Source organism: Actinobacillus genomosp. 2, from assembly GCF_029773605.1.
In the GTDB taxonomy this organism is placed as follows: domain Bacteria; phylum Pseudomonadota; class Gammaproteobacteria; order Enterobacterales; family Pasteurellaceae; genus Actinobacillus.
Genome location: NZ_CP103807.1, coordinates 214963 through 233690, shown reverse-complemented (window position 1 = coordinate 233690; position 18728 = coordinate 214963). Strand labels below are relative to the sequence as shown.

At 38.1% G+C, this 18728-nt stretch carries 18 protein-coding genes; 12 read left to right on the top strand and 6 right to left on the bottom strand.

Translation table 11 applies throughout. The annotated features are described in order from the left end of the window. Positions 1 to 44: 44 nt before the first annotated feature. On the bottom strand, positions 45 to 419 hold the full coding sequence (locus tag NYR60_RS01135; RefSeq protein ID WP_279467263.1) for a cytochrome b562: 375 nt from the start codon (positions 417 to 419) through the stop codon (positions 45 to 47). A 153-nt stretch (positions 420 to 572) separates the two neighbouring features. Here NYR60_RS01135 and yegQ point away from each other — a divergent pair, with 153 nt between their 5' ends. The 7 genes from yegQ to NYR60_RS01100 all read left to right on the top strand — a co-directional run bounded on the left by yegQ (position 573) and on the right by NYR60_RS01100 (position 7478). Beyond that, the gene (gene yegQ / locus NYR60_RS01130) at positions 573 to 1970 is read left to right on the top strand and encodes a tRNA 5-hydroxyuridine modification protein YegQ (RefSeq protein ID WP_279467261.1); all 1398 of its coding nucleotides are present in this window, start codon (positions 573 to 575) and stop codon (positions 1968 to 1970) included. Positions 1971 to 2231: 261 nt separating this feature from the next. Continuing rightward, positions 2232 to 3479 (top strand): O-antigen ligase family protein, encoded by a 1248-nt coding sequence (locus NYR60_RS01125; RefSeq protein ID WP_279467259.1) that lies wholly within the window; start codon positions 2232 to 2234, stop codon positions 3477 to 3479. Continuing rightward, complete coding sequence (waaA, locus tag NYR60_RS01120; protein ID WP_279467258.1) at positions 3479 to 4759, top strand: lipid IV(A) 3-deoxy-D-manno-octulosonic acid transferase; 1281 nt, start codon at positions 3479 to 3481, stop codon at positions 4757 to 4759. Before NYR60_RS01125 ends, waaA begins: the two co-directional genes overlap by 1 nt. A gap of 13 nt (positions 4760 to 4772) precedes the next feature. Further along, on the top strand, positions 4773 to 5249 hold the full coding sequence (coaD, locus tag NYR60_RS01115) for a pantetheine-phosphate adenylyltransferase (RefSeq protein ID WP_279467256.1): 477 nt from the start codon (positions 4773 to 4775) through the stop codon (positions 5247 to 5249). A gap of 2 nt (positions 5250 to 5251) precedes the next feature. Beyond that, a complete protein-coding gene (gene orn / locus NYR60_RS01110; RefSeq protein ID WP_279467254.1) occupies positions 5252 to 5806 on the top strand; it encodes an oligoribonuclease in 555 nt (184 codons plus the stop codon). A gap of 8 nt (positions 5807 to 5814) precedes the next feature. Further along, positions 5815 to 6303 carry a tRNA (adenosine(37)-N6)-threonylcarbamoyltransferase complex ATPase subunit type 1 TsaE gene (gene tsaE / locus NYR60_RS01105; protein ID WP_279467252.1) on the top strand — a complete coding sequence of 163 codons (489 nt, stop codon included), beginning with the start codon at positions 5815 to 5817 and terminating at the stop codon, positions 6301 to 6303. Positions 6304 to 6326: 23 nt separating this feature from the next. Then, the gene (locus NYR60_RS01100) at positions 6327 to 7478 is read left to right on the top strand and encodes an N-acetylmuramoyl-L-alanine amidase (protein ID WP_279467249.1); all 1152 of its coding nucleotides are present in this window, start codon (positions 6327 to 6329) and stop codon (positions 7476 to 7478) included. Between the two features lie 106 nt (positions 7479 to 7584). On the opposite strand, the gene fis is transcribed toward NYR60_RS01100, so the two are convergent. The 3 genes from fis to sixA form a co-directional block, all read right to left on the bottom strand. Continuing rightward, on the bottom strand, positions 7585 to 7881 hold the full coding sequence (gene fis / locus NYR60_RS01095) for a DNA-binding transcriptional regulator Fis (protein ID WP_005595953.1): 297 nt from the start codon (positions 7879 to 7881) through the stop codon (positions 7585 to 7587). Positions 7882 to 7909: 28 nt separating this feature from the next. Beyond that, positions 7910 to 8872 carry a tRNA dihydrouridine synthase DusB gene (gene dusB, locus NYR60_RS01090; RefSeq protein WP_279467247.1) on the bottom strand — a complete coding sequence of 321 codons (963 nt, stop codon included), beginning with the start codon at positions 8870 to 8872 and terminating at the stop codon, positions 7910 to 7912. Between the two features lie 222 nt (positions 8873 to 9094). Continuing rightward, positions 9095 to 9589, bottom strand: a complete 495-nt coding sequence (gene sixA, locus NYR60_RS01085) for a phosphohistidine phosphatase SixA (protein ID WP_279467246.1) — start codon at positions 9587 to 9589, stop codon at positions 9095 to 9097. A gap of 130 nt (positions 9590 to 9719) precedes the next feature. Between sixA and pyk the strand changes: the two genes are divergently transcribed. From pyk to tyrA, 4 genes are all read left to right on the top strand, one after another. Further along, positions 9720 to 11159, top strand: a complete 1440-nt coding sequence (gene pyk, locus NYR60_RS01080) for a pyruvate kinase (RefSeq protein ID WP_279467244.1) — start codon at positions 9720 to 9722, stop codon at positions 11157 to 11159. A gap of 87 nt (positions 11160 to 11246) precedes the next feature. Continuing rightward, positions 11247 to 12293, top strand: coding sequence for a glycosyltransferase family 9 protein (locus NYR60_RS01075; RefSeq protein ID WP_279467243.1), 1047 nt, complete (start codon positions 11247 to 11249; stop codon positions 12291 to 12293). A gap of 42 nt (positions 12294 to 12335) precedes the next feature. Continuing rightward, the gene (locus NYR60_RS01070) at positions 12336 to 13400 is read left to right on the top strand and encodes a 3-deoxy-7-phosphoheptulonate synthase (RefSeq protein ID WP_279467240.1); all 1065 of its coding nucleotides are present in this window, start codon (positions 12336 to 12338) and stop codon (positions 13398 to 13400) included. Positions 13401 to 13518: 118 nt separating this feature from the next. Continuing rightward, entirely contained in the window at positions 13519 to 14640 is a 1122-nt protein-coding gene (gene tyrA / locus NYR60_RS01065; protein ID WP_279467239.1) for a bifunctional chorismate mutase/prephenate dehydrogenase, read from the top strand. Between the two features lie 35 nt (positions 14641 to 14675). Here tyrA and dxs read toward each other — a convergent pair whose 3' ends face one another. Beyond that, positions 14676 to 16529 (bottom strand): 1-deoxy-D-xylulose-5-phosphate synthase, encoded by a 1854-nt coding sequence (gene dxs, locus NYR60_RS01060; RefSeq protein WP_279467238.1) that lies wholly within the window; start codon positions 16527 to 16529, stop codon positions 14676 to 14678. Between the two features lie 119 nt (positions 16530 to 16648). After that, positions 16649 to 17461 carry an inositol-1-monophosphatase gene (suhB, locus tag NYR60_RS01055; RefSeq protein WP_279436613.1) on the bottom strand — a complete coding sequence of 271 codons (813 nt, stop codon included), beginning with the start codon at positions 17459 to 17461 and terminating at the stop codon, positions 16649 to 16651. A gap of 166 nt (positions 17462 to 17627) precedes the next feature. On the opposite strand from suhB, the gene NYR60_RS01050 reads away from it, so the two are divergent. Continuing rightward, on the top strand, positions 17628 to 18725 hold the full coding sequence (locus tag NYR60_RS01050) for a TrmH family RNA methyltransferase (RefSeq protein WP_279467237.1): 1098 nt from the start codon (positions 17628 to 17630) through the stop codon (positions 18723 to 18725). Positions 18726 to 18728 lie beyond the last annotated feature (3 nt).

Genomic DNA, 18728 nt, shown 5'->3' with positions numbered 1-18728 from the left:
TTAATATTTTTCTATAAACACTAAAACCCAACCGCTTCCTATTTTTACTTATATTCTGAATGATACTTTTGCTTCATATCATTAAGTGCTTCTAGCATCTGTTTTGCTTGTGCTAAATTCCCTTGCTGAGCTTGCTTATCTGCTTGCTTTGCAACATCAATTACTTGTTGCATTGCGGCTTGATAACCGACAAAACGTTCTTGATCACCATCCAGACTAGCCGGCATCTTCTCTTTCGCTTTTTCAGCTTGCTGTAAAAATGTCGCTATAGAAGTTTGGAATTGCTCCACTGTTTCCACATCTTGCAATACATTTAACTGTTTTTTCATTTGGAACATTTCCATCATAACGCCTTTTGAAAAAGCGATACTCGAAAATGCCAAAAATGTTGCAATAACTAACCATTTAAATTTCTTCATAAATTTCCCACATTTCAACGAAATAAATTAAAACAAAAGTTACATTCTAATCTATCTATTGCTTGCTAGAAAGCGATATTTCTTGGAGAATATATACTTTTATGCCTTCCACTTGTGGGAGGTCCTGACTTGTTATCAGAAGAGAATAAACCTATGTCCGAATTAAAATACCCTAAACCCGAATTACTTTCGCCTGCCGGTACCCTAAAAAATATGCGTTACGCTTTTGCTTATGGTGCAGATGCCGTTTATGCCGGTCAACCTCGCTATAGTTTACGCGTCCGTAACAATGAATTTAACCACGCTAACTTACAAATCGCGATTGATGAAGCACATAGCTTAGGCAAGAAATTCTATGTGGTAGTAAATATTGCACCACACAACTCAAAGCTAAAAACCTTTATCAAAGATTTAAAAGTTGTGGTGGATATGAAACCAGATGCACTGATTATGTCCGATCCCGGTTTAATTATGTTAGTGCGTGAAAACTTCCCGGAAATCGATATTCACCTTTCGGTACAAGCGAATGCAGTAAACTGGGCAACGGTAAAATTCTGGAAACAAATGGGACTTATTCGAGTAATTCTTTCACGTGAATTATCATTGGAAGAAATCGAAGAAATCCGCCAACAAGTACCGGATATTGAGCTTGAAATTTTCGTACACGGTGCACTTTGTATGGCATATTCAGGTCGTTGCCTATTGTCCGGTTATATCAATAAACGTGACCCAAACCAAGGTACTTGTACCAACGCTTGCCGTTGGGAATACAAAATGGAAGAAGGCACAACCGATGAAGTCGGTAATATCGTGCCACAATCTGCTGTTCAACGTTATGAGCCGGAAATCGAAGTGAAAAATATCGCACCAACATTAGGTGAAGGTTCACATACGGATAAAGTATTCCTATACACCGAGCCAAACCGTCCAGACGAGCAAATGACTGCATTTGAAGATGAACACGGCACTTACTTTATGAACTCAAAAGACCTACGTGCTGTACAACACGTAGAAAGATTAACCCAAATGGGCGTTCATTCACTTAAAATTGAAGGACGTACTAAATCATTCTACTACTGTGCACGTACCGCTCAAGTTTATCGTAAGGCAATTGATGATGCAGCGGCAGGTAAACCGTTTGATGAGTCATTAATGGATACTCTAGAGTCACTTGCACACCGTGGTTATACCGAAGGTTTCTTACGTCGTCATACGCATGATGAATACCAAAACTATGAATATGGCTACTCAATTTCAGAACGCCAACAATTTGTCGGTGAGTTTACCGGTAAACGTAACGCTGAAGGTATGGCAGAAGTGGCGGTAAAAAATAAATTCCTTGTGGGGGATTCGGTTGAAATGATGACACCGAAAGGTAATATCGTATTCAAAATTGAGCGTATGCTAAACCGTAAAAATGAATCAGTGGACGCAGGGCTTGGTGACGGGCATTTTGTCTTTTTAGACGTCCTGGCGGATATCGATTTGGATTATGCACTTTTAATGCGTAACCTTATAGACTCTAATACAAGAAATCCGCATAAAGCGTGATCAACTTCACAAAATTAATAAGAAGTATGTAAATGTTATATACTTGTTATTGAACTTGAGTCTTGGATACATATAATTTAGTTCAATACTCAAAGAAGTATGACTCCATAATAAGTTTTACCCCCTCCGGATGAGGGGTTTTTTTATGTCTACATAGATATAATTTGTTAATTTATATAAAAGATCCAGCTTTCCCTTCCTCATATTCTTCATTTTTCAGTATAATACCCAGTTTTCTTATTATTTCTTGTGGGAATATCTATGTTAATCCGTTTTAAGTCTTACCAAAGCCATATTTACTCTGTACTTATCGGTTTATTCTTCCTTTTAATCTTACACGTTAAAGTAAGTTATACGCTTATTCCCATTTTATTAGCACTTAGCGGAATCATTTTTTCTATTCCTCATATTAAACAGAAAAACTGGCAATTTACGGCACAGGATAAATGGATAATCGGTACATTTACGTTTTACTTTCTATTATTTATCATTTCTTTATGTATTTATCATGGAAAAGGAAAAGAATTAGATTTACCTAGCCGTGCATTGTTATCACTACCGATTCTTGTTTTACTCGCCAAAATACAAGTCAAACAACTATGGATTATCTATGCAATTTTAAGTGCTGCTAGCGTAGCTGGACTGATTGCGATTATTCAGGTAGTCGGATTACATCTTGAAAAAGCATTCCCTAAAATGATGCACATTCAAGCCGGTGATATCGCTATGTCACTTGCGGTGTTTTGCTTCTGTACAGTATTTTATTTTTATGCAAATAAACAATATCGCTTAGTATTTCTTGGCTTAATTGCCGGTCTACTAGGTATAATTGCAAGTTTTCTTACGACAGCTCGCGGTGCTTGGATTGGTGTACCTGTAGTGCTTATGGTTATTTTTTGGTTAAATCGTAGGAATCTATCGAAATGGTTAGTGATAGGCGTGTTACTTATCACGCTGTCAGGCGGAATATTTGCAAGTAAAACAATTTATCAACGTTATCAGTCCGCCCAAGATGATATTTCTGCTTATCTGAATCATTCTAATACCAGTACCTCAGTTGGTGCCCGTTTTGATATGTGGAAAAGTGCTATTATTGGTATTCAAGAAAAACCTATTTTTGGCTGGGGTCTTGAAGGAGTAAAGACAATGCGTAACCAGCATTTTCAAGAAGGAAAGATCTCTCAATACGCCGCAAGTTTTGGACATTCACATAATCAATACCTTCATGATACCTCTACTAGGGGGTTATTAGGATTGATAGCACTACTGGCGATATTATTCGTTCCTCTTATTATCTTTTGGCACAATTTACGACAATCAACAGCGGGTTCCTTAACTTACTTATGGGGAGTAGTAGGCATTTCACATATTTTACTCACGATGAGTTACTTCTTAACTCAAGCATTTATCTCACATAATTCTGGAATTATGTTTTATTTTGTGACAACAATCATTTTCTTAGGATTACAAAAAATAGCGAAAAATCAATCGCTTACAGGAATTAAATAATGTTACGGATTATCTATACTATTTTAAGTTACATTATTCAACCATTTATTTTATTAATGATGTGGAAACGAGGCTATAAACAACCAGCTTACCGCCGTAGACTCTGGGAACGTTATGGGTATTATAATATAAATACTAAACCAAAAGCTCGAGGTATCATTATACATGCTGCATCTGTCGGAGAGGTAATTGCTGCTACACAATTAATCAAAGCGATTCAGCTCAAATATCCTAAGCTACCTATTACTGTCACCACTGTGACTCCAACAGGCTCTGCTCGTGTACGTGCAGCTTTTGGCAGTAGCGTATCCCATTTCTATTTACCCTATGATTTGCCTGATGCCGTTAATCGCTTTCTTAAATTTATTGATCCTAAATTAATTATTGTGATCGAGACAGAACTATGGCCAAATCTTATCCATCAATCATACTTGAAAAAAATTCCATTTGTGATTGCTAATGCTAGACTATCTCCTCGTTCTGCAAAACGTTATGGTTGGATAAAAGCCGGATTAAAAGATATGTTAACCAAAATTTCTTCTATTATGGCTCAAGATGCAGTCAGTGCGGAACGTTATCTTAACTTAGGTTTCTCGGCTGAACATTTAATCAATACAGGTAATCTTAAATTTGATTTAGAAGTAACGCCTGATTTACGAAGCAAAGTAGATAAAGTGAGAAACGTATTAAAACTAGCTAATCGCCCTGTTTGGGTTGCAGGAAGTACTCATGAGGGTGAAGAAAAAATCATTTTAGAAGCACATAAAAAGTTACTTGAAATATGGCCTGATTTAGTACTTATTTTAGTACCTAGACATCCTGAACGCTTCCAACAAGTACAAGAATTACTCAATAAATCTGAGCTAATTTATGTCAAGCGTACGAGTAATTTACCACTAAAACCGAAAACCCAAGTCCTGTTAGGTGATACTATGGGAGAAATGATGCTTTTCTATGGACTGGCTAAAATTGCTTTTGTTGGTGGAAGTTTAGTCAAACACGGCGGACATAATCCATTAGAGCCTATTGCTTTTGAACTTCCTGTTATTTCTGGTGTACATACTTTTAATTTTCCAGAAATTTTCGCTAAATTACATTATGTAAATGGCGTTGTAGAAGTCAAAAGTAATGAACAAGATTTAGCACAAGCTGTAAACTTTTTAATGAGTAATACTGAAGTTGGGAAGAAGATTAGCCAAGCAGGTTTTGATGTGTTAAAAGAAAATCAAGGTGCTTTAAAACGCCATATCAATCTACTTTCGCCTTATTTAGACACATAATATAGGACAGAAAATGAGTTATACCGTTATCTATGCTGGTACTTTCGACCCAATTACTAATGGACATTTGAATATTATTGAACGTGCCGCACAATTATTTGGCAAGGTAATTGTCGCTGTGGCCAAAAATCCAAGTAAGCAACCGCTTTTCTCACTTGAAGAACGTACCGAATTAGTTCAGCAAAGTTGTAGTCATCTGAGTAACGTGCAAGCGGTCGGATTTAGCGGATTGCTTGCAGATTTTGCCGTACAATATCAAGCAAAAACATTAATTCGAGGCATACGGGGAAGCGATGATATTGAATATGAAATTCAATTAGCACAACTTAACGAAAAATTGGCAGAGGGTTTAGAAACGATTTTTCTTCCACCTGCCGTGCAATGGCGTTATTTGTCCTCTACTATGGTCAGAGAAATTTATCGACATCAAGGAAATATCGCACAATTTGTCCCATACTCGGTTTTAAACGCATTAAAAGAAAAGGAATAAAGATGAGTAAATTAGATAGCCAAAATTTAATTTGGATTGATTTGGAAATGACCGGTTTAGATCCGGAAAAAGAACGAATTATTGAAGTGGCAACTATCGTAACCGATAAAGATCTGAATATTCTTGCCGAAGGTCCAGTACTGACCGTACATCAATCTGATGAATTATTGAATAAAATGAGTGATTGGTGTATTAAAACGCATACAGAAAACGGCTTAATTGAACGTGTTAAACAGAGTAAATTAACCGAACGTGCAGTTGAATTACAAACGCTAGATTTTTTAAAACAATGGGTGCCAAAAGGTGCATCACCGATTTGTGGCAATAGCGTACCGCAAGATAAACGTTTCTTATATAAATATATGCCGGATCTTGCTGATTACTTCCACTATCGTCACCTTGACGTGAGTACGTTAAAAGAGCTTGCACGCCGCTGGAAGCCGCAAATACTTGAACAATTTACCAAAAAAAATACTCACTTAGCTTTAGATGATATTCGAGAATCTATTGAAGAACTTAAATTTTATCGTACACATTTCATCAATTTAGAGAAATAATGAATCAGATGTCAGAAGTAACATTTCATTTTCCCACAGAAGAACAGATACTAACGTTTGGACAACAATTTGCTCAAACAATAAAATCCTACCTACAACAAAATGCTGAACATTCACTAGTTATTTATCTAAATGGGAAATTAGGTGCAGGGAAAACGACCTTAACACGTAGTATTGTGCATACCTTTGGGCATCAGGGGAATGTAAAAAGCCCGACTTATACGCTAGTAGAAGAATATCATTTACCACCATTCTCACTTTATCACTTTGATTTATATCGATTAAGTGATCCGGAAGAATTAGAATTTATGGGGATTCGTGATTATTTCCGCCCACAAACGCTCTGTTTACTGGAATGGGCAAGTAAGGGAAAAGGGATGATTCCGGATGCGGATGTTCTGATTCAAATCGATTATGCTGATAGAGGTCGAAATCTTACTCTTATCCCTCAAAATGAAACAGGAAAACAAATTTTAGCAAAATATCAGGAAAATTAGACCGCTTAATAAAAAGGAAGAAGATGAAAAAGTTAGTAAATTATCTCACTATGAGTTTATTTGGCTTAACGATTAGCCTAACAAGTTATGCAAAAACCGTTGTTGTGATTGATGCCGGACATGGTGGTAAAGACCCTGGTGCAATTGGTAAAACTTTAGGCATTAAAGAAAAAGAAGTGACATTAGGTATCTCAAAAGAATTAAAGGCATTATTAGATGCCGATCCTAATTTTAAAGCAGTCATGACACGTAAAAGCGATTATTTTATTCAACTTCCTGAACGCACTGAAATTGCGAGAAAGAATCGTGCTAATTATTTAATCTCAATCCATGCAGATTCTTCCCCTAATTCAGCTAGCCAAAAGGGGGCTTCAGTTTGGGTGCTTTCGAATCGTAGAGCAAGTGATGAAATGGGCAAATGGCTGGAAGATCATGAAAAACAATCCGAATTATTAGGCGGAGCCGGCTCGGTATTATCGAATAATAATGAGCGTTATCTCAATCAAACCGTTCTCGATCTCCAGTTTTCACACTCTCAGCGTTCAGGCTATGAGTTAGGTAAAAGCGTCCTTTCCCGTTTGGGGAATGTTACTGCCTTGGCGAAAAATGCTCCTCAACATGCGAGCTTAAGTGTATTACGCTCTCCTGATATTACCTCTATCTTAGTGGAAACCGGCTTTTTATCGAATACAACGGAAGAGCAACAACTGGCTAATCCAGCTTATCGTCGTAAAATTGCTCGAGCAATTTATAATGGGCTAGTTAATTACCGTTCAAGACATAGCGGAAGTAATAAAACAATAGTTTATCAAGAAGTGAAGGAAGAAGATAAAATTCAAAAATCTGATACAATCAGCACTGTAAAATCATCCGATAAACAAGAAAAAGAGAAATCGAAAGAGCAATTACCTGATAAGAAGTCAGAAAAACCTGCTAAAGATAAATCAGCTCAGGAAAGAACGAAGGAGAAGGGAAATAAATCTAAACAGACAGATGATGAAAATTCAAAACGTTCCGAGCCAAAAAAATCTACAAACGGATATCATATTGTTCAACAAGATGAAACGCTCTACTCTATTGCTCGAGTTTATAACACGACACCGGAAAAATTGAGTAAATTAAACGATATCAAAAACAATAAAATTACTGTAGGTAAAAAACTTAAAGTACAATAACAATAATCAAGCGGTTAAATCCATATATTGCAAATTAACCGCTGTTATTAGAAAATAAAAAAACCTCACTATTTAGTGAGGTTTTTTTATCAAGAATCCCTAAAGATTAGCCCATACCGTATTTTTTTAATTTTTTACGTAATGTACCACGGTTAATACCTAACATTGTTGCTGCTCGGGTTTGGTTACCACGAGTATATTGCATTACCATATCCAACATTGGGTGTTCAATCTCAGATAATACTAATTCATATAATTCCGTTGGATCTTCACCGTTTAATTGAGATAAATAATTTTTTAATGCTGCTTTCACATTGTCACGAAGTGGTTTATTCACTTGTTGAGCTTGAGCATTTAACATTGATACCGTTAATGGGTTTTGTACAGGTTGTTGTTCTAACATTGTCCTCTATCCAACTAAAATAAAGATTCTAACGAATCGATTCTATAAAATCTTCCAATACAATTAATTGTTCTTTCGCTGAATCTAATGTATTGAAAGTACGTCTAAAATTTGAGTCCGGCACTAATTGATCCACATACCAACCAACGTGTTTTCTCGCAATCCGATAACCTTTTTCTTCGCCATAAAACTGATGAAGTTCTTCGATATGCTTAAACATTAGCTGACACTTCTCCATAAGTGGTAAATCAACTTGTTGCTTATTCTCTAAAAATTGTTCAACTTCCTTAAACAACCAAGGGCGACCAAAACTGCCTCGACCAATCATTACTGCGTCAGCATGAGTATAATCTAAGACATATTTTGCTTTTTCTGCAGAAGTTATATCGCCATTAGCAATAACCGGAATAGACACTACTTGCTTTACTGCTTTAATACTGTCATATTCGGCCTGCCCTTCAAATAAGCAAGCTCGAGTACGACCATGTATAGTTAATGCTGAGATACCAGCTTTTTCCGCAATTTGTGCAATCGCTAAGCAATTTCTATTCTCTTGATCCCAACCCGTTCTAATTTTTAATGTTACGGGAACATCAACAGCGCTAACAACAGCATCTAAAATACGAGCAACTAAATCCGGTTCACGTAATAAAGCAGAGCCTGCCATTTTTTTGTTTACCTTTTTTGCTGGGCATCCCATATTAATATCAATAATTTGAGCACCATACTCGACATTTACTTTTGCCGCCATCGCCATTTCAGTCGGATCAGATCCTGCGATTTGTACTGCATTCACGCCAATCTCTTCATGATGAGCAAGTCTCAATCGAGATTTTTCGGTATGCCATACATCAGGATTTGTGGACATCATCTCTGAAAAAGTTAAACCAGCTCCAAGTTTACTACACAAACGGCGAAAAGGTTGATCGGTAATACCTGCCATAGGCGCAAGGAAAATACGGTTTTTAAATTCATATTGTCCAATACGCATTACTTTTCCCTATAAGTGATTAAATTTAAAACACATTTAACAAGACGAAAATCCAAATAAAAAGTACGGCTAAAAAACCGTACTCTTTTATCAATCTTTGTCAGCCTAAGCTGATTTTGAGGTGCGTATGATACGCACTTTTTCCTAAATATGGAAGTCTATTTATTCGACAATTTTTAAAAAATTTAAAATTCTTAAAGATTTTTGCCAAAATGAACAGACTTACGGCTTCTTGACCAAAGTAATTTTCCCTAAGTTTGTCGTCCACTCTAACTCTGCGATGACTGCTGGATAAAAATGTACCGAACCTTGATTCATCGTTAAATTTGAAACTAAATCATATACAAGTGGTAAATGGGAAATAATTAAGGTATTTGATGCACCTTCTGCACGTAAAAAATCTAAATAATTCAATACATTTTCTAGATTACCCTCAGGGGTAATGCCATCCCAAATTTCTAAATGCCGTTTTATGTACATCTCTTGATTTACATCAACCTTAGCGGCACCTCGTAACAAATATTCAAAGGTTTGTTTCGCACGAATAAATGGACTTACTATAACCTTATCTAATTTTCGATCAGTTCCCATTAACCGTTCAGCAAGCCAAATACCTTGCTCTAGAGCCATTTCCCTCCCATTTTCAGTTAAAGGGCGTTCACTATCCGTTAACACATTAAAACTGGCTTCGCCATGTCGCATAACCCAAATATTCACTGTAAAACCTCATTACTGTATTTAAACTAACACGATTTAAGCGTATAATACTCAACGTTTTAGGCGTTACAATAGCGTCTACAAAAGAATTTTTAATTTTCAAATAAATCTACCATTACGGAGTCTATCAATGTCAAGAAAACTCAGAAGAACTAAAATTGTTTGTACTATGGGACCTGCTACAGACCGTGGCAATAACTTAGAAAAAATTATTGCTGCTGGTGCGAATATGGTTCGTATGAACTTCTCTCACGGTGTTCCGGAAGATCATATTGAACGTGCGAATAAAGTACGTGAAATTGCAGCAAGATTAGGTAAAACTGTTGCTATCTTAGGTGATTTACAAGGCCCTAAAATTCGTGTTTCTACGTTTAAAGACGGTAAAATTTTCTTAAATATCGGTGATAAATTTACATTAGATGCAGATTTACCTCGTGGTGAAGGTCATCAAGATGCAGTAGGTTTAGACTACAAAAACCTACCAAACGATGTAGTGCCAGGCGATATTCTTTTATTAGATGACGGTAACGTTCAATTAAAAGTGCTTTCTGTTGAAGGCGTAAAAGTTCATACTGAAGTTACTGTTGGCGGTCCGTTATCAAACAATAAAGGTATCAACAAATTAGGCGGTGGTTTATCTGCACCTGCATTAACCGACAAAGATAAAGAAGATATCAAATTAGCTGCGAAAATCGGTGTTGACTATCTTGCAGTATCATTCCCACAATCAAGTGCAGATTTACACTACGCACGTCAATTAGCACAAGAAGCGGGCTTAAATGCGAAAATTGTTGCAAAAGTAGAACGTGCTGAAACCGTTGCAACTGAAGAAGCAATGGAAGATATTATTTTAGGTTCTGATGTTGTAATGGTTGCACGTGGTGACTTAGGTGTTGAAATCGGTGATGCAGCATTAGTTGGCGTACAAAAACGTTTAATCCGTCGTGCACGCAAATTAAACCGCGTAGTAATTACTGCAACGCAAATGATGGAATCAATGATCAAAAAACCAATGCCGACTCGTGCTGAAGTTATGGACGTTGCAAACGCAGTATTAGATGGTACTGATGCGGTAATGCTTTCAGGCGAAACTGCAAACGGTGATTATCCTATCGAAACGGTTAAATCAATGGCTGAAGTATGTTTAGGTGCTGAAACAATGCCTAGCATCAATATTTCTCGTCACCGTATGGAAGGTAAATTTGCAAGTATTGATGAAGCAGTTGCAATGTCAGCAATGTACACAGCAAACCACTTAGAAGGCGTTTCTGCAATTATTGCATTAACTCACTCAGGTGAAACCGCTAAATTAATGAGTCGTATCAGCTCAGGTTTACCGATTTATGCATTATCTCGTAATCAAAAAGCATTAAATCTTTCTGCACTTTACCGTGGTGTTACACCGGTATTCTACGATGAAGAAAGTCGTACAATTGACGGAGCGAAAAAAGCACTTGCATTATTAAAAGAGAAAGGTTATTTAATGTCCGGCGATGTTGTGTTATTAACACATGGTGATGAATTAAAAGAAGGCGGTACAAATACTTGCCGTATCTTAACAGTTGAATAATCACTCAATTCAATTTAAAAAGCCCACGCTAATGCGTGGGTTTTTTGTTATATTAATCCTACTTACTATTTCAATACGTAAATTTTAATGAAAAAACAACCGCTTAATATCTGTATTTTACGCCTCTCCGCTATTGGTGACGTATGCCACACTCTTGCAGTCGTGCAAGCGATTCAACGTCAATATCCCGATGCAAAAATCAGCTGGATAATCGGCAAAACCGAAGCAATGTTGATGCAAGGTTTGGAAAATGTTGAACTGATTCCTTATGATAAAAAAACTGGTTGGAAAGGAATATTTACACTTTGGAAAACGCTGGCTAACAAGCGGTTCGATTTCTTGTTAAATATGCAAACCGCTTTTCGTGCTTCTATGATCTCATTAGGCATTAAAGCGGCTAAGAAAATCGGTTTTAATCGTGATCGTGCACGTGAAATGCAATGGCTTTTTACCGATGAAAAAGTGGAAATTACATCTTCTCCACACGTATTGGATGGACAGATGATGTTTGCCAAAGCAATTGGTGTAACGGATTTAACTCCTCGCTGGTCGTTGCCTTTAAGCCAATCTGATCTGGACTATAGTGCCGCTTTTATTGATAAAACTAAGAAGAATGTTTTAATTTCGCCTTGTTCCAGTAAAAAAGAAAAAGATTGGGGTACAGAACCTAATGCAGAAATTGCAAAATGGCTTACTGCTCAGAATATTAATGTGATTATTGCCGGTTCCCCTTCTGCATATGAAATGGAAACAGCCAATAAAATTCAACAACTTGCACCGAATTGCATCAATATTGCCGGAAAGACAAGTCTAAAACAACTTGCTGCCTTAATTAAACAAGTTGATTTAGTTATCTCAGCGGATACCGGTGCGGCACATATTGCAACGACACAAGGTACACCAGTTATCGGCTTATATGCGATTCATAACCCTCGTCGGACAGCTCCCTATAATGATCAACACAATGTTGTTTCTGCTTATGATCAAGCTGTCTTAGATTATTATGGGAAGCCATGGAATCAGTTACCCTGGGCAACTAAAGCGAAAAGTAAATCAGGCGAAAAATTAATGGAACGCATTACTGTTGACGAAGTGAAGAAAAAAATAGTTGAAACTCTGGCTGTAAAATTGTAAAGTAGCACTGTATTATTTTTTTTACGCACGTAGGAAACAAAAATGAACAGCGTAGTTAACCAAGATAGCTTACATAATGTAAATATTACTGACGAAAAAGTATTACTCACACCGGCTGAACTTAAAGCAGAATTTCCATTACCGGAACATCTGCGTAAACAAATTGAAACATCACGTCGTGAAATCTCAAATATTATTCATAAACGTGACCCACGCAAACTGATTGTTATCGGCCCTTGCTCTATTCACGATCCGGTTGCAGCTATCGAATATGGAAAAAAACTAAAAGTATTAGCCGACACCGTTTCAGATAAGCTTTATATCGTGATGCGTGTTTATTTTGAAAAACCACGTACAACCGTAGGTTGGAAAGGCTTAATCAATGATCCGAAAATTGACGGGACTTTTGATGTTGAAACCGGTTTACGTGTCGGACGCAAACTTTGTTTAGAACTCGCTGAATTAGGTTTACCACTTGCAACTGAAGCTCTGGATCCAATGACGCCACAATATTTAGCGGATCTCTTTAGTTGGTCTGCAATTGGTGCTCGTACAACCGAATCACAAACACATCGTGAACTCGCTTCTGGCTTATCAATGGCAGTCGGCTTTAAAAACGGTACGGACGGCGGTTTAGCGGTGGCAATCAATGCGTTACAATCTGCTGCCCAAAGCCATAGTTTTATTGGTATCAACCAAAAAGGTCAAGTAAACTTATTACATACCAAAGGTAACCTAGATGGTCATGTAATTTTACGAGGCGGTAAAACGCCAAACTTTGAAAAGCAATATGTGGAAGAATGTGAATTAGCATTACGTAAAGCAGGATTGCCGGAAGCGATTATGATTGACTGTAGCCACGGTAATTCTAATAAAGATTATCGTCGTCAACCATTAGTAGCGGAAAATGCCTTAGAACAATTATTAAATGGTAACAGTTCAATTATCGGTTTAATGATCGAAAGCCACTTAAATGCCGGTAACCAATCATCAGATCAGCCGTTTAGTGAAATGAAATACGGCGTATCGATTACCGATGCTTGTATCGACTGGCAAACAACAGAAGAAGTATTAACTAACTTTGCCGAAAAATTAAGACAGAAATAACGACCGTAAATAATTTGGTAAGATTCACATAAATTAAATAAGCGGTCAATTTTGCAAAATTTTGTGCAAATTTGACCGCTTGTTTAAGAGATCTCCTGACAGAATGAAGGAACAATCAATGAGCCCATTAAATCCTTTACGAGAAAAAATCGACCAAGTTGACCAGCAACTAATTCAACTGTTTGCCGAACGTTTAAAATTAGTCGCCGAAGTAGGAAAAGTAAAATCGGAACACGGTATTCCTGTATACGCACCGGAACGTGAAACCGCAATGATAGCTGCTCGCCGAGAGGAAGCAGAAAAGCAAGGCGTACCTGCTGATTTGATTGAAGACGTATTAAGACGTATTATGCGTGAATCTTATGCAAATGAGAATAAACACGGCTTTAAAACGACCAATCCTAATATCAATAAAATCGTAATTATCGGAGGTAAAGGAAAATTAGGCGGATTATTTGCTCGTTTTCTTAGACTATCCGGTTATCAAGTCGAAACATTAGGCAGCCAAGATTGGGACAATGCGGAGCAGATCCTTAGCGGTAGTGATTTAGTGATTGTCTGTGTACCGATTAACAAAACTTTAGAAACGATTGAGCGTTTACAACCGTTCCTAACTGAAAATATGATTCTAGCGGATTTGACCTCAGTAAAAGCTCAACCACTTGAAAAAATGTTAGAAATTCACAGCGGTCCGGTTGTCGGCTTACACCCGATGTTTGGACCGGATATTGCTTCAATGGCAAAACAACTGGTTGCCTGTTGTCACGGGCGTTTTTCCGAAAAATATGAATGGTTAATTGAGCAAGTCAAAATCTGGGGGGCAAAAATTGAAGTGATTGATGCACACGAGCATGATCATGCGATGACTTATATTCAAGCTTTGCGTCACTTCTCGACTTTTACTTTCGGTCTGCATTTATCTCGTCAATCGGTAAAACTCTCGCAGCTGTTAGCTCTTTCTTCACCGATTTATCGCTTAGAATTAGCCATGATCGGACGTTTATTCGCTCAAGACGGTGGCTTATATGCAGATATTATTTCGGATAAACCGGAAAATCTTACGGTAATTGAATCACTTAAAGACTCTTTTGCAACCAGCTTAGAGTTCTTTAAAAACAATGATAGAACTGGTTTTATTCAAGCATTTGAAGAAGTTCATCATTGGTTTGGCGATTATTCAGAGCAATTCTTAAAAGAAAGTAGAATATTATTGCAACAAGCAAATGATAACCGTAAATAGTAAAAAAAGCTCATCTGATAAGATGAGCTTTTTCTTTATTGATTTACTATTACTTGAATTTTTTGTTCAATGCCTGCTGCATCTAAGCCTAAATCCGCATAGCTTTCCGCCTGAGTTGCTTGCGGCACGAAGAAATCAGGAATACCAAGCATTATAAGCGGTCGAATTTTACCGATTTTTTGCAAATATTCATTGACTGCACTACCAGCGCCGCCCTGAATCGCATTTTCTTCCAAAGTCACTAATAACTCATGAGAATCCGCTAACTCCGCTAACAATTGTTCATCAATCGGTTTCACAAAACGCATATCTACCAGCGTGTAATTATGCTTTTCTGCAACGATACGCGCTTCATTTAGCAATGGTCCAAAGTTTAAAATCGCCACTTTTTGCCCTTGCTGAATCAGCTTGCCTTTGCCGACTTCAAGTACTTGCATCGGTTCTAACGCCACACCTTTCGCATTACCTCTTGGGTAACGTACTGCCACCGGTGTATTCATACGATAAGCCGTATAAAGCATTTGACGCATTTCATTCTCGTCTGACGGACACATAATCGTCATATTCGGGATACAGCGCATAAAACTCACATCAAATGCACCTTGGTGAGTTTGCCCGTCCGCACCGACAATCCCCGCTCGGTCAATCGCAAAGATCACCGGTAAATTTTGAATCGCCACATCGTGAATCAATTGGTCATAAGCACGTTGCAAGAAGCTTGAATAGATTGCCACTACCGGTTTATAACCGGCAATCGCCAAGCCTGCGCCGAAAGTCACCGCATGCTGTTCAGCAATTGCAACATCAAAGTATTGTTCAGGGAAACGTCTTGAAAATTCAACCATTCCCGAACCTTCACGCATTGCCGGTGTAATCCCGATTAATTTGCTGTCTTTTTCCGCCATTTCGCATAACCAATTACCAAAAATATCCGAATAAGTCGGAATCGTTTTTGATTTCGGCAATTGTCCACAAGTCGGGTCAAATTTAGGCACGCCGTGATAACCAATCGGATCATTTTCCGCCGGCTCATAGCCTTTACCTTTTTTGGTACGAATATGTAAGAACTGCGGACCTTTTAGATCTCGCATATTGCTTAATGTTTTAACTAATTCATCAATATTATGCCCATCAATCGGACCAATATAGTTAAAACCAAGCTCTTCAAACAGGGTACTTTCTGGCGAGATCACCCCTTTCATATGCTCTTCACTTTTCTTCATGAAGTTTTTAATGGTCGGGACTTTATCCAAGACTTTTTTACTGCCGTCACGCACGGTCGTATAGATTGACCCGGAGAAAATTCGTGCTAAGTGATTATTTAATGCGCCGACATTCTCGGAAATCGACATTTCATTGTCATTTAAAATGACTAACATATCCGTATGCAATGCACCTGCATGATTCATCGCTTCAAATGCCATACCAGCAGTAATAGCCCCATCACCGATCACACAAACAGTTTTTCGTCCGGCATTTTCTTTTTCTGCCGCGACGGCAATACCGACACCAGCACTAATTGAAGTAGAGGAATGACCAACACTTAACACATCATAGAGACTTTCTTCACGCCAAGGGAAAGGATGGATACCGTTCTTTTGACGAATGGTATGCATTTGGTCACGACGACCGGTCAGAATTTTATGTGGATATGCCTGATGACCAACGTCCCAAATGAGCTGGTCAAAAGGTGTTTGATAAACATAATGCAAAGCCACCGTAAGCTCTACAACCCCTAAACCGGAGGCTAAATGACCGCTTGTTTGGCTAACCGATTCCAGTAAATAAGCACGAAGCTCATCTGCCACAGGCTGTAATTGCTCTTTTGCAAGCAAACGCAAATCTTCAGGAGAGTTGATTTGACTTAACAGAGGATATTTGTTTTGCATAATGTTTTCTTATTTAATTTAACCACAAAGGAAAGAATTAACACGGATATTACAAAATAATTGGAGAATTTCACCGCTTATTTTGCTTTACCTGTATCATCTCTGGTTTAAATTTTGAATTAATTTTTAAGATCTTCGGTTAATGCCGGCTGAATCGTATTTAAGATCTCTTTTACCACACGAGCCTGACCTGCAACAACATTACCTGATTTTAAGTAATCTGTTCCACCAACGAAATTCGTAACGATTGCACCCGCTTCACGCGCAATTAAATCGCCTGCTGCACAATCCCACGGTTTTAAACCGATTTCAAAGTAACCGTCAACACGATTTGCCGCCACATAAGCTAAATCAAGCGCTGCAGAACCGGTACGACGGAAATCCGCCACGCCGTTATTCATTAAGCCTTCGAGCATATTTAGATGTGCTGGACGATGTTTGGCCGCTTTGAAAGGGAAACCGGTTGCAAGTACAGTACCGTTTAAATCACGGCGATCTGTTTCTACACGTAAACGAAATTCATTGAGTTTTGCACCTTCACCACGTACAGCAGTGAAAAGCTCATTACGGATTGGATCGTAAACAACCCCTACCGTGGTACGGCCATTTTCACGTACCGCAATCGAAACTGCAAAATGAGGTAAGCGTTTCACGAAGTTAGTTGTGCCATCTAATGGATCAATCACCCATTGCACATTTTCATTTTCGCCTGCCAAAATACCTGATTCTTCGCCAACAATAGCGTGATCAGGATAAGATTTACGGATCACTTCGATAATCGCCGCTTCCGCCGCTTTATCAATTGCCGTTACGTAATCATTTGTACCTTTTTGAGCCACTTCGATTTCACTCGCGGCTTGCTCATAGCCTTTAGCAATAATATTGCCTGCTTTTCGTGCAGCACGAATAGCAATGTTTAACATTGGGTTCATAATTCCACCAGATTTTAAAGAACATAAAAAGACGACTGATTATAAATAAACTCGATAAATAAAGAAATAACAAGCGGTCTGATTCTCAAAATTTTTTGCAAAAAAGCGGTATTTTACTAAGTGAATAAACTATAATAGCCCGAAATTTTCCCTAAGGAACAATCAAATGAAACCAAAATTTAATGAAAACAAACCTCGCTTTCAAACCATTGATGAGCGTCGTGATCACAAATTCCAAACTAAATCAAACCGCTTTAGCGATGACTCTAATTCAAACCGTCGAGAACAACGTAACGAACGTTCTTCAAACCGTTTTGAAGATAAACCTCGTTTTGATAAACCGAAATTCGGTAGTGAGAAAAATCGCTTCGAGCGAAAAGATCGCCAAGAAGTTCATCACGTGGTTTACCCGACAAGTGCTAAAAAAGCCGGCGGCGAAGGCAATGTACAAATTAGCGTAAAAGGTAGCAATAGCACAATTAAAGAGAAAAAAACCGGCCCACTTTCTCCTCGTGCTCCGGAAAAAATTAAGAAAAACCGTGCGGAAGAAATGAAAGTGTATGGCGAAAACGCTTGCCTTACGCTATTCAAACAAAGACCGGATGCGATCGTGCGTTTATGGGCAACCGTAGAAGGCGCGAAAAAGTTAGGCGATATGCTTAGCTACTTAGCCGAACACAAAAAAGCTTATCATGTGGTGGATCGTGCCGAAATGGAACGTGTCACCGGCACAGAACATCACGGTGATGTCTGTTTATTAGTGAAAAAAGCGATGCCGTTCTCATTAGAAGGCTATTTACAAGTGCCACGTAAACGTGACTGTTTAGTCTTGCTGGATGCAGTAAACAATGCACAAAACGTAGGCGGTATTATTCGTACTTGTGCGTTCTATGGGATAAGCGGAGTGATTGTCGAAAGTGCCGAAACCCTTAATTCAAGTGCTGCGGCTCGTGTTGCCGAAGGCGGTTTAGAATTTGTTCGTCCACTCGAAACCAAACATAAACAAATCGCACTAACACAATTACGTAACGCAGGCTATCAAATCGTCCATTTAACTCGCAATAAACAAACGGCATCACTGGCAAAAACCAAATTAGCTGCAAAAACAGTATTCGTATTAAGTGAAATTCCAGCACAAGATATTGAATATCCAGAAGATACCACCGTTCAACTTTCCTTTGAAAATCCGTTAAACAGCGGCCTAAATGTAGCGGTAAGTGCTGGTATCGTGTTAAATCAATGGTATCAAACACATATCATTTAATAT